Below are 11,549 nucleotides of genomic sequence, written 5' to 3'. Positions count from 1 at the left end.
CGGGCGCCGCGCCCGCCACGGCAGGCTCGAATGCATGAGTTCCTTCGTGATCGAGGCATCCGGCCTCAGCAAGTCGTTCGGTCCGACCCGCGCACTCGCGGGGGTCGACCTGTCGGTTCGAACCGGGGAGTCGCTCGCCATCATGGGCGCATCAGGTTCGGGCAAGACGACGCTGCTGCACTGCCTCGCGGGGATCACCCGTCCGGATGCCGGGACCGTCGGCTTCCGGTCCGGCACCGGACAGGTGGAGATCACGGGACTCAGCGAGCGCGAATGTTCTCGACTGCGCCGGGAGGCGTTCGGGTTCGTCTTCCAGCAGGGGCTCCTCATTCCCGAGCTCACGGCGGTCGAGAACGTCGCGCTCGCACTCATGCTGAACGGGATGCCGCGGGGGCGCGCCGAGCAGCACGGTCGCGGATGGCTGGCCGCCCTCGGCCTCGCCGGCATGGAGGATCGCCGCATCGGGCAGCTGTCCGGCGGGCAGGCGCAACGCGTGGCGATCGCGCGGGCGCAGGTGACCGGGGCCTCCGTGGTCTTCGCCGACGAGCCCACGGGTGCCCTTGACTCGACCACCTCGTCGGAGGTGATGCAGGCGCTGCTCGACTCCACCACCGGCCAGGGACGCACCCTGGTGCTCGTGACGCACGACGCCAGCGTCGCCACCCGGTGCTCGCGGATCGTCGACATGCGCGACGGACGCATCGTCGGCGAGCGGGTCGGCGCGGCGGAGGTGGCCGCGTGATCGCCGGGGTCGGGTGGCTGCTCGCGCGTCCGGGCACGACCGGAGCCACGGCAACCGCCCTGCCCGTCGTCGCGTTCGCGATCATGACGGCACTGCTGCTCACCGTGATCGGCGGGGCCCAGTCGTTCTGGACCTGGACCGACGACATCGCCGTGACCTACCAGGCGCTCGCCGTGATCGCGCTCGTGCTCCTCGTCGCGCCGCTCGCCTCACTCGGCGGGGCCGCCGCCCGCCTGTCGGCTCGGCGACGCGACGACCGACTCGCCACGCTGCGGCTGCTCGGCGCGACGCCCGAAGCCGTGTCCGCGCTCGCCGTCATCGAGTCGGTCGTGCTCGCAACGCTCGGCGCGCTCGTGGGAGTCGTCGCGTACTTCGCGCTCGTGCCGCCGCTGGCGCTCATCCCGTTCCGCGGGGAGGCGCTCGGCGTGGAGGGTGTGCTGCTCGGTTGGCCGGCGCTCATCGCCGTGCCGGTCGGCGTGTCGCTCCTCGCGGCCGTGAGCGCCGTGGTCGGGCTCCGGCTCGTGGTGATCTCGCCGCTCGGCGTGCGGACCCGCCAAGATGCCCCGAAGCTGCACTGGCTGCGCCTCCTGGTCGGAGTCGTCGTGGTCGTGCTGGCCGTGGGGATCGTCGCGGTGCTGCGGGTCGCGGCATCCGCGGTCCTGATCCTCGCCATGCTCGGCCTCGCGTTCGGGGCGGCGCTCGCCGTGCAGAACCTCGTCGGACCGTGGGTCATCCGACTCGTGGCGCGAGCGCAGGTTCGGACGGCCAGGACTCCCGCGAAGCTGCTCGCCGCGCGCACCGTGCTCGAGTCGCCGAAGGCGGCGTGGCGGCAGGTGTCGGGTGTCGCCATGACGAGCTTCATGGCCGTCTTCGCCGGGTCGGGCGTGGCGGTGCTGAACGCGTTCGGCGAGGCACCCGACCTGGAGTCCAGGCTGCTCCTCGACGACATCCGCACCGGGATCCTCATCACCGTGATCGGGTCCTTCCTCATGGTGGCGTGCTCGGTCGGCGTGAACCAGGCCGCGGCGATCCTCGACCGGCGCGATCTCTACGAGTCGCTCGCCAAGCTCGGCATGCCGACGAGCACGATGGATGCCGCTCGCCGACGGTCGGTGATGTCGCCGCTGCGCATCACCGCCTTCGGTGCGGCACTCACCGCCGCCGTGGTGATGCTGCCCCTCACCGGCGTGACGCTGATCGTCGCGCCGCTGTCGCTGGCGGTGATCGCGGCCGTGCTCGCCGGTGGCATCGGCGTCGTCTGGCTGGGACTCGCGGCGACGCGTCCCCTGCTCGGGCGCGCGGGTAGGGTCGAAGCATGACTGACGGCGCCATCGACGAACGCGATGCCGCGATGAGCGAGCTGCTCGGCATCCGCTCGAGCATCGACAACATCGACGCGGCCCTCATCCACCTGCTCGCCGAGCGCTTCAAGTTCACGCAGCAGGTCGGCCGCCTGAAGGCCGCGCACGGCCTCCCGCCGAGCGATCCCGATCGCGAGAAGCGTCAGATCGCCCGCCTCCGGGCGCTCGCGGTCGACGCTCACCTCGACCCGGCGTTCGCCGAGAAGTGGTTCAACTTCGTGGTCGCCGAGGTCATCCAGCACCACGAAGAGCTTGCCGTCACCAACGGCACGGCCGACGAACTGTGAGCTGGTACCCGCTCCCGCTGCCGTCGCTGACCGGGCGTCGCTACCTCGTGACCGGTGCGAACGCGGGGCTCGGGTTCTTCACGGCGGCGCGGCTCGCCGGTGCCGGCGCGCATGTGGTGCTCAGCGGGCGCAGCGCCGAGCGGTTGGATGCCGCGGCGGCGGCCATTCGCGGTGTGCGGGCCGCGGCATCCGTCGAGACCATCGTCATCGATCAGTCGTCGCTCGAGTCGGTCGCGGCGGGAGGCGAGCGATTGCTCGCGTCGCCGCCCCTCGATGGCGTGGTGGCGAACGCCGGCATGGTGCATCCGCCTCGCAGGCGGCGCGAGTCGGTTGACGGCAACGAGCTCGTGCTGGCGACGAACGTGCTCGGCCACTTCGCGTTGCTCGGCCGGATGCTGCCGCACCTCGCCGAGCGGGCCCGCGTCGTCTCGCTCGGGTCGCTCTCGACCCAGCTCTCGACATTCCGTGTCGACGATCTGCAGCTCGAGCGCGGATACGACCCGTGGCGGGCGTACGCGCAGTCGAAGATCGCCGCGCAGGCGCTCGGGTTCGAGCTCGATCGGCGCATCCGTGCCGGCGGGATGCCGGTGCTGAGCGTCGTCGCGCATCCCGGCTACTCGATCAGTGGACGCACCCCGAAGGTCCCCGGCGTGAAGGAGCCGTCGCGCGGTCAACGATTCGTGGATGCGCTCCAGGCGCCGTTCGCGCAGGGCAAGCACCGCGGCGCCGAGATCGTGCTGCACGCCCTCACGGCACCCGAGGTCGAGAGCGGTCAATACTGGGGGCCGCGCCTGCTGACCCGGGGCGAACCGACGCTGCACGTGCCGACGCGCGTCTCGGTCGACCCGCTCATCGGGGCGCGTGTCTGGGCGTTCGCCGAGCAGGCGACCGATCGAGCGTTCAAGGTCGGCGCACGCGCCGGCGGAGCTCGATGACCGTGACCCGCCGCTGGACGTCATCGCCGCGCGTGCGCCGGGTGCTCGCCCGCGTGGTGGTCGTCGTCGGCATCCTGCTCGCCGTGATTGCGATCGTCACCGGTCGGTGGGCGCTCCTGTTCGCCGGCATCATCGCGATCGGGCTGGGGGCCGCGCTCGGGCCCGCGCGGATCCGCCGCGACGACTGACCGCCGCGTGCGATTCACCTGCGGGCAACCGCCGCTTCGCGTGTGGTTGCACCGTGGTACGTAGCCTCGACCGAGTCCACATGCGGCGTTCGCCGCCCGCATCATGGTCACGCGGCACGACGCCGCCCGCTGGAGGACTCGATCATGTCCACACACCGACGTGCGGCGGATCTCGCCGTGGACGGCCCCTGCCCCGACGACGAGTTCGACGAGTTCGACGAGCTCGACGAGCTCGACATCGACCTCCTCGTCGACGCACTCGGCCTCACCGCTCGTCGGGCCCGCCGTCGCTCCACCCGATAGCGACGGTGCACACCATCCAACGAGTCGGAGCTCGCGATCTCATCATCAAGCCCTCCCCGTCGCCATGGTCTGGAACTCGCCTGACCGGCCGCACGACGCGCTGGCCGCGCCCGAGGTTCGACGAGCTCGTCGGTCCGACGCACCCGCTCGCCGAACTCGACATGGCACTCGACGAGGCGTCCAGCGGACTGTTCCATCGCGTCGGCGTCGAACCCGGCCGGCGTCTCGCGTGAGCCGCTCCTCGACGAGCGACTCCTCGCCGGATTCGGTGCCGGAGTGCCGGAGTGCCGGAGTGCCGGAGTGCCGAGGTGCCGACGGACGACGCGGAAGAAGCATGCTCGGAAGGCTGCCACAGCTCCGCTCGACGCGAAGTGTTCCGGGGAGCGAGTGGATCCCTCGACGTGGCCCCGGGATCCGGGCAGCATGGGGAGATGATCAGCAGGGAGCTTGCGCTCGCGCTCAGGGACGCCGGGCTCGTCTGGCACCCCGAATCGGGCGACCGCTTCCAGCTCGACCTGGCCGATGAGGTGGAGGCGGAGGTCGAGGCCGATGTCTTCACGGTGAGCGAGATGACGATCGAGGCGCGGCGCTACCCCACGGGCACGATCCTCGCCTTCAACGGCACGACCGAGTGGGCGCTCGACTCCGTCGCGTTCGCCGACGCCGTCTGGCTGCCGCGCGAAGACCAGCTGCGCGAGCTCCTGCGTGCGACGTTCCGCTCGCTGCGGCGACTCCCCGACGCCTTCGAGGTCGAGATCGAGCTCGCGGGGGAGCGGCGGCGCTTCGAGCATCCCGATGTCGCCGAGGCGTACGGACTCGCCCTCCTCGAACTGGTGGGCAGGTCGCGATGACGGATGCCGCGAACCCGCCGCGTCCCGTCGACGCTGGCGCGGCGCACGACGCGGTGTCGCGAGCGGCGACCGCCGTCGCACGGGCGGTCGCGTCCCTCGCCGGCGCCGACGCCCGCACCGAGACGCTCGCGGAGCTCGTGCCGGGGCGCCGGGTGCTCGGCATCCCGCGTGCGGCACGCATGGCCGCGATCGGGCGCGTGTGGCGCCTGGGCGTGGTGCTGCTCGACGCCGACGGCGCCGTGTACGGAACCGGCCGCGTCATCCGTGCGGAGCGTCCGGCGCGGAAGAGCATCACGGCGAACGCGGTCGCCGAGCAGCGCGCGCTTCGCGCGGCGGCGATCAAGGGCGGCATCCCCGAGGGCGAGACGGTGGACTTCGCGGCGCCTCCGGTCGATTTCGATGCGCTCGCCCACACCGGGGCATCCGGCCCGCTCGTGCTCGGCGGCGACGGCCGCGGCGGCGCCAAGGTGCTCGTGCGATGGAGTCCCACGCAACCTGATGCGCTCATCGGGTTCGAGGCGTACCTGATCGATCGCGTCGACCTGCTCGTGCACCCGCCCGCAGGTGCATGAATCCGCTCGCGGGTGACGCGGATCGGTTCTCCTGAAGCGGGCGAGTCCTCGGGGTCGGGGGAGTCTCCGAGTCGGGCGAGTCCTCGGGGTCGGGTGAGTCCTCGCGGTCAGGAGTCGCGAGGGGGTCCGTCCTCGTCGCGAGCACCGCTGGGCTCGAACCCGAACGCGGTGATCGCCGGAAGGGACCCGGCGACCATGCCGTCGAGCACGAACCGCTCGTGGTGCACGACGTTCGCGGGCAGGTCTTCGAGGTCGAACCAGCGCAGCTCGTCGGCCTTGGGCTCGAGCAGCCGCGGATCGCCCGACCACGCTCGGCACGCGAAGAAGAAGTCGACCCGCTGATCGATGGCGGCGTCGGATCCGGTGCGGTGCATCGCCGTGAGCGGCGTGAGCGCCTCGGGCGCGATCGCGACGCCGATCTCCTCCGCAGCCTCGCGGATGAGGCCGACGACGACCGACTCGCCGGCCTCGACGTGGCCGGCCGCCGAGGCGCCCCACCATCCGTCGTAGTACCCGGTGCCCGCTCGCAGCTGCAGCAGCACTCGGCCGCCGTCGAGCAGGAACACGTAGGCGGCCGGGATGACGGTGAAGCGGCCGTGCTCGGCGGCGTAGCCCGCCGTGTACTGCTGCCGCCCCTCGCTCATCGCCGAGTCCGCGCCCGCCCGCCGCCGCGCCGCACGTCAGGACCCGACGACGCGGCCGAACGCGTCGGCGAGGGGCGCACGGTTGACCGAGCGGAGCTCGCCGACCGGCACGGTGAACAGGCCCTGCACCTCGAGCGCGCCGGAAGCGGCATCCGTCACGCCGATGCGACGAACGGGATAGCCTCGGCCCTCGCAGAGTCCGCGGAACTTCACGTCGTCTTCGCGAGGAACCGACACGATCACCCGCCCGGCGGACTCGGAGAAGAGCATGGTCGCCGCGTCGATGCCGGCGTCCTCCATCGCCTCAGCGAGCACGATGCGCGCGCCGGCGCCGAAGCGGCCGACCGCCTCGGCGAGCGCGACCGCGAGGCCGCCGTCGCTGAGGTCGTGTGCGGAGTCGATGAGTCCCTCGATGGCCGCGGCGTTGAGCAGCTCGGCCAGTGCCTTCTCGCGGGTGAGGTCGACCGCCGGCGGGCGCCCGCCGAGGTGCCCGTGCACGACGTTGGCCCATGCCGACCCGTCGAGTTCGGAGAGCGTGTCGCCGAGCAGGTAGATGTTGTGGCCGTCGTCCTGCCAGCCCGAGGGGATGCGCCGCGCGACGTCGTCGATGACGCCGAGCACCGCGATCACGGGGGTCGGGTGGATCGGCACGTCGCCGGTCTGGTTGTAGAAGCTGACGTTGCCGCCCGTGACGGGGATGCCCAGCTCGAGGCATCCGTCGCTGAGGCCCTCGACCGTCTCGGAGAACTGCCACATGACCTCGGGGTTCTCGGGCGAGCCGAAGTTCAGGCAGTCGCTGACGCCCATGGGCGCAGCTCCCGTGACCGCGACGTTGCGGTACGCCTCGGCCAGCGCCAGCTTCGCGCCCTGGCGCGGGTCGAGCTGCGAGTAGCGTCCGTTCGCGTCGGTGGCCACCGAGACGCCGAGTCCCGACTCCTCGTCGACCCGGATCATGCCGGCGTCGTCGGGGTAGCTCAGCGCGGTGTTGCCGAGCACGTACTTGTCGTACTGGTTCGTGACCCACGCGGCATCCGCCTGGTTGGCACTGCCGATGAGCCGGAGGAACTGCTCGCGCAGCGCCTCGGGCGTCTGCGGGCGCTCGAGGTCGGATGCCCCGTCGGCCTGCAGCGCGTCGAGGTACGACGGGTAGGCGACGGGGCGCTCGTAGACGGGCCCGTCGACTGCGACCGTGCGGGGGTCGACGTTCACGATCTCTTCGCCGCGCCAGGTGATCGACAGGCGGCCCGTGTCGGTGACTTCGCCGAGCACGCTCGTCTCGACGTCCCACTTGCGCACGACCTCGAGGAAACCATCGAGCTTCTCGGGGCGCACGATCGCCATCATGCGCTCCTGGCTCTCGGACATGAGGATCTCTTCAGGCGTGAGCGTGGGGTCGCGCAGCAGCACCTCGTCGAGCACGATCGACATGCCGCCATCGCCGTTCGACGCGAGCTCGGACGTCGCGCACGAGATTCCGGCCGCGCCCAGGTCTTGGATGCCCTCGACGAGGTCGCCGGCGAACAGCTCGAGGCAGCACTCGATGAGCACCTTCTCGGCGAACGGGTCGCCGACCTGCACGGCCGGACGCTTGGTGGGGCCGCCCTCGGCGAACGTGTCGGACGCGAGGATCGACGCGCCGCCGATGCCATCGCCGCCCGTGCGGGCGCCGAAGAGCACGACCTTGTTGCCGGCGCCCTTCGCGTTGGCGAGGTGCAGGTCTTCATGCCGAAGCACGCCGACCGCGAGGGCGTTCACGAGCGGGTTCGCCTGGTACACCGGGTCGAACCAGGTCTCGCCGCCGATGTTCGGCAGGCCGAGGCAGTTGCCGTAGAACGAGATGCCGCTGACGACGCCGTGCACCACGCGAGCCGTGTCGGGGTGGTCGATGGCGCCGAAGCGCAGGGCGTCCATGACGGCCCCGGGCCGCGCGCCCATCGAGATGATGTCGCGCACGATGCCGCCGACGCCGGTCGCGGCGCCCTGGAACGGCTCGATGTAGCTCGGGTGGTTGTGCGACTCGATCTTGAACGTGACCGCCCAGCCCTCGCCGATGTCGAGCACGCCCGCGTTCTCGCCCATGCCCACCATGAGGTGCCGCTTCATCTCGGGCGTGACCTTCTTGCCGAACTGGCGCAGGTAGATCTTGCTCGACTTGTAGGAGCAGTGCTCGCTCCACATGACCGAGTACATCGCGAGCTCGGCGCTCGTCGGGCGGCGGCCGAGGATGTTGCGGATGCGCTCGTACTCGTCGGGCTTGAGGCCGAGCGCCGCGTAGGGCTGCTCCTTCTCGGGCGTGCTCGCGGCGACCTCGACGGTGTCGAGCTTCGCGGTCCCTGAGCCTGCCGGGGTCCCTGAGCCTGCCGGGGTCCCTGAGCCTGCCGCGGTCCCTGAGCCTGCCGCGGTCCCTGAGCCGGCCGAAGGGGGCGTCTCCTGCGCGGCCGGCATGGCCCCTGAGCCGGTCGAAGAGGCGGGGGCTTCAGTGGTCACGGGTGCGAGCTCCAGGGACGGCGGCGAACGGATGCCGCGGGGCGGGTGCCGGACCGTGCAAGTCTCCCCGCGCGCGTCGCCCCCCGTCGGCGCTCGCACGCCCAGTGCCTGCCGGCCATGTGGCAATGCTCTTTCCCCCGCCTCGCGGCACCTGGCGCCCGAGCGGCACGCCCACATGACCCGGCGGACCTGCATCGACGGTGACGCCGACCGCCGACCGCACCGTGCGGTCGGCGAGATGACGGCCGACCAGGTGGTGCGGTGAGATGTTACCCGGACGCGGGCGCTGCTCGGGGTCGAGATGCGGCGGCGGAATGAACCAGCTGCGATGGTTGCGGATCTCGATACGCCAGCCGTCGTCGTGGACGCGATGGTGATGATGCGTGCACAGCATGATTCCGTTGGCGAGGTCGGTGGGGCCGGAATCTCGCTTCCACCAGCGGCGGTGGTGCGCCTGCGTGTGCGAGGGCGGGCGCATGCAGCCCGGCCACGCGCAGCCGCCGTCGCGCTCGAGCAACGCGAGCTTCTGCGCGGCGGAGAAGAGCCGCGACGATCGGCCCAGGTCGAGCACCTCGGAGCCGCGGACCAGCATCGGCGTGATTCCGCACGCTGCGATGAGCTCGAACGCGGTGGCCGCGGAGACGGGCTGGTCGATGCCGTCGATCGTCGCGTGCCCCCGGCGGGACTTCAGCCCTTCGACGTCGATGCGGGTGACGACGACGGTGGACCGGAGCGCCGCGGGTGCATCGGCGCTGGAGAGTGAGAGTCGGGCGATGTCGGCGAGGGCGTCGGCGTTCATCTGGGGGATCGTGCGGTCTTCGGCGACCAACGGATCAGCCTGTACGGGACCCGCGGATCCGTCGGACGACCCGGTTTCGCCGAAGGGCCGCTTTGCGTCGCGAGCGCGATGCAACTCGGCGCCGACGAGCGTCTCGATCGCGAGCTTGATCGGTGCGCCGTTCGCGGGGTCGAAGGCGCCCCGAAGGTTGATCATGCCGCTCGCGTCCTCCCAGACGGAGAGTGCTCGGCGCGACCGGAGTTCATCTTCGCGCGGCTTCACGCCGTCGGGGTCGAGATGCGCCTCGAGCTGTTTCACGAGTCGGGTGACGCCGTCGACGCCGACGTGTGCCGCACGGTCGACGAGCAGCTCTTCGGCAGCGTCTCGTTCGTCGCGTGCGACGCTCGGCGAGAGGCCGTCGAGGAACCGCCGTATGACATCGGCGGCGACCACCGAGATCGTGGCACCGTCGAGCGCTTGGGCCAGGCGCGGGTGGCGCGCGGGCAGGTTCTCGCCCGAGAACGACTCACGTCTGCTCGTCGCCCGGCCGAGTGTGACGAGCCGTGCGGCATCGGAGTAGCGCCCGCCGGTCGCCTGCGCGATGAGGCGCTCGGCGGACGGGTGGCCGTGACGTCGCGCCAGGTCGGCGTCACCGCCGCGCGACCGTTCAGCCACGCCCGCGGCGCACCGGGCCTGCAGGGCTTCGACGCGGCGGCCGAGCCGGGCCAGCGCCTCGGCTGCCCGCACGAGCCCGTCGTCGCTCATGGCGAGGACGTCGCCCTCTGCGTCGGATGACGACCCGGGCAGTGCGCCGGCCCAGGTTTCGAGCACTTCGCCGCACGCGACCTCGAGCTCGAGGAGGGCGGCGGGGGTGCTCGACATGCTCCGATTCTAGCGGGATCCGGACATTCAATCGAAGATACCTTCGATTGTGGAGAAGTCGGAAAGGGTGATTCCCACAACCTCCGCCGGTCGTCACGCCTCGCGGCCTCCGGGCGGGCCGATCACGAGGAGGGCGGCGAACACCGCCGCGATTCCGACGGCAGCGACCACGGTCAGGAGCACCGGGCGAGCGAGGAACCAGCGCAGCATCCGGTTCACCCAGGTTCCGTCGGCGGGGTGGTCGCCCGCCTCGTGCCGCCAGCCGCCCTCGAGGCGACCGCGTCGGATGAGCCAGAGCTCGAACGGGATCGTCGCGTACGGCACGACCGCGGTGAGCACGGCGAACGCCATGAGCCCGATGCTCCAGCGCTGGTTTACGCCGACGAGCACCGCCTGGAAGGCGTAGGCGAGGAACACGAAACCGTGGATCGATCCGCCGACGAGTACCGCAGCGTCGAGGCCGGCCGCGTACCTGAGGACGAGGGCGGTGATGAGGATGGTCCAGGTGACGGCCTCGGCGAATGCGAGGATGCGGAAGAGGCGCTTCGGTGACACGGATGCTCCATGGCTCGGGAGTCTCCATCGTGTCAGGCGGCGGCTGGGAGGCGCATCGAACGAAGGTCGGATCGCCCGTGGCGTCTCGAATCGCCCGGTGGGAGACTCGGACCATGGCGAAGCACGATCCCCAGGTCGACGCCTGGTTCGAGACCTACGAGAATCCGCAGCGCGAACTCGTGCTCGCCGTGGGCGAAGCGATCCTGGATGCCGATGAGCGGATTGCCGAGACGATCAAGTGGAAGCCTCCTCTCGAGGGTGGCCCGCATCCTCGACGCCGACGAACTCGACGCGATGACGGACGCCCTCCAGCGACTCATCCGGCAGTGGCTCGTGCTTCGTGACGGACCGGGCTGAAGGCGGGAACATGGGGAGCACCGACGACGGGCCGGCAGGCTCCCGACGGGAATCCCGGACGGGTCGTGTGTCGCGCACGGTGGCGACCGAGGCCGCGCTCATGCTCCGGGCCTACCGCTCGGAGTCGGCGATCTACGGGGTCGTGCTCGTGAGCTCGCTCATCGCCATCGCCTGGCGTGAGAACACCGACCTCGGGGTACTCGTGTTCACGCTCGGCGCCGTGGTCGTGTTCTGGCTTGCGCACGTCTATGCGGGCACCATCTCGCGCGAGGACACCGGTGCACCGCGGCTGCGCGCCATTCTCGCGGCGGCCCGCTCCTCGGCCTCGCACTCGTCGGGGATGCTGCTCGCGATGATCCTGCCGACGATCTTCCTCGTCCTCGCAACCCTCGGGTGGCTCGACGAGTACGTCGCCTACTACCTCGCGCTCTGGGTGGGCACCGTCGTGCTCGCGATCATCGGCTGGTGGACGGCGGCGCGCCGCGGCGGCCACTGGGCCTGGCGGCTCCTGAGCGCGCTCGTGACGGCCAGCCTCGGGCTGCTCATCATCTGGCTGGGATCGATGGTGCACTGACGACTGTGGGATCGGCGTCGTCGGGCCCGGGTC

General features: G+C 71.3%; 14 protein-coding genes. 10 read left to right on the top strand and 4 right to left on the bottom strand.

All coding sequences use genetic code 11. The features are described from left to right. Nucleotides 1-34 precede the first annotated feature (34 nt). The 9 genes from HUS56_RS00460 to HUS56_RS00420 all read left to right on the top strand — a co-directional run bounded on the left by HUS56_RS00460 (nt 35) and on the right by HUS56_RS00420 (nt 5,239). Entirely contained in the window at nt 35-742 is a 708-nt protein-coding gene (locus HUS56_RS00460; RefSeq protein WP_173921438.1) for an ABC transporter ATP-binding protein, read from the top strand. After that, a complete protein-coding gene (locus HUS56_RS00455) occupies nt 739-2,061 on the top strand; it encodes an FtsX-like permease family protein (protein ID WP_173921437.1) in 1,323 nt (440 codons plus the stop codon). Before HUS56_RS00460 ends, HUS56_RS00455 begins: the two co-directional genes overlap by 4 nt. Then, nucleotides 2,058-2,390 carry a chorismate mutase gene (locus HUS56_RS00450; protein WP_173921436.1) on the top strand — a complete coding sequence of 111 codons (333 nt, stop codon included), beginning with the start codon at nt 2,058-2,060 and terminating at the stop codon, nt 2,388-2,390. Before HUS56_RS00455 ends, HUS56_RS00450 begins: the two co-directional genes overlap by 4 nt. Continuing rightward, nucleotides 2,387-3,325: an SDR family NAD(P)-dependent oxidoreductase gene (locus HUS56_RS00445; protein ID WP_173921435.1), complete on the top strand. Its 939-nt coding sequence runs from the start codon at nt 2,387-2,389 to the stop codon at nt 3,323-3,325. The genes HUS56_RS00450 and HUS56_RS00445 overlap by 4 nt, the downstream gene beginning before the upstream one ends. Further along, on the top strand, nt 3,322-3,513 hold the full coding sequence (locus HUS56_RS00440; RefSeq protein WP_173921434.1) for a hypothetical protein: 192 nt from the start codon (nt 3,322-3,324) through the stop codon (nt 3,511-3,513). Before HUS56_RS00445 ends, HUS56_RS00440 begins: the two co-directional genes overlap by 4 nt. Nucleotides 3,514-3,657: 144 nt before the next feature. Next, on the top strand, nt 3,658-3,816 hold the full coding sequence (locus HUS56_RS00435; protein ID WP_173921433.1) for a hypothetical protein: 159 nt from the start codon (nt 3,658-3,660) through the stop codon (nt 3,814-3,816). A 5-nt stretch (nt 3,817-3,821) separates the two neighbouring features. Then, the gene (locus HUS56_RS00430; protein WP_173921432.1) at nt 3,822-4,049 is read left to right on the top strand and encodes a hypothetical protein; all 228 of its coding nucleotides are present in this window, start codon (nt 3,822-3,824) and stop codon (nt 4,047-4,049) included. A gap of 198 nt (nt 4,050-4,247) precedes the next feature. Continuing rightward, nucleotides 4,248-4,667: a pilus assembly protein CpaE gene (locus HUS56_RS00425; RefSeq protein ID WP_173921431.1), complete on the top strand. Its 420-nt coding sequence runs from the start codon at nt 4,248-4,250 to the stop codon at nt 4,665-4,667. Beyond that, nucleotides 4,664-5,239 carry a hypothetical protein gene (locus tag HUS56_RS00420; RefSeq protein ID WP_173921430.1) on the top strand — a complete coding sequence of 192 codons (576 nt, stop codon included), beginning with the start codon at nt 4,664-4,666 and terminating at the stop codon, nt 5,237-5,239. Before HUS56_RS00425 ends, HUS56_RS00420 begins: the two co-directional genes overlap by 4 nt. Nucleotides 5,240-5,346: 107 nt before the next feature. Here the strand turns inward: HUS56_RS00420 and HUS56_RS00415 are convergent, their stop codons facing one another. From HUS56_RS00415 to HUS56_RS00400, 4 genes are all read right to left on the bottom strand, one after another. Next, nucleotides 5,347-5,883, bottom strand: a complete 537-nt coding sequence (locus HUS56_RS00415; protein WP_173921429.1) for an NUDIX domain-containing protein — start codon at nt 5,881-5,883, stop codon at nt 5,347-5,349. A 36-nt stretch (nt 5,884-5,919) separates the two neighbouring features. Further along, entirely contained in the window at nt 5,920-8,328 is a 2,409-nt protein-coding gene (purL, locus tag HUS56_RS00410; protein WP_173921473.1) for a phosphoribosylformylglycinamidine synthase subunit PurL, read from the bottom strand. A gap of 31 nt (nt 8,329-8,359) precedes the next feature. Next, complete coding sequence (locus HUS56_RS00405; RefSeq protein WP_173921428.1) at nt 8,360-10,030, bottom strand: HNH endonuclease signature motif containing protein; 1,671 nt, start codon at nt 10,028-10,030, stop codon at nt 8,360-8,362. 93 nt (nt 10,031-10,123) lie between these two features. Beyond that, a complete protein-coding gene (locus tag HUS56_RS00400) occupies nt 10,124-10,585 on the bottom strand; it encodes a DUF3817 domain-containing protein (protein WP_173921427.1) in 462 nt (153 codons plus the stop codon). A 367-nt stretch (nt 10,586-10,952) separates the two neighbouring features. Between HUS56_RS00400 and HUS56_RS00395 the strand changes: the two genes are divergently transcribed. Further along, nucleotides 10,953-11,516 carry a hypothetical protein gene (locus HUS56_RS00395; RefSeq protein WP_173921426.1) on the top strand — a complete coding sequence of 188 codons (564 nt, stop codon included), beginning with the start codon at nt 10,953-10,955 and terminating at the stop codon, nt 11,514-11,516. Nucleotides 11,517-11,549 lie beyond the last annotated feature (33 nt).

The organism is Agromyces sp. Marseille-P2726, from assembly GCF_902809835.1.
Lineage (GTDB): Bacteria > Actinomycetota > Actinomycetes > Actinomycetales > Microbacteriaceae > Agromyces.
The sequence above is the reverse complement of the archived record's forward strand: the minus strand, read 5'-3'. Positions and strand labels throughout refer to the sequence as shown.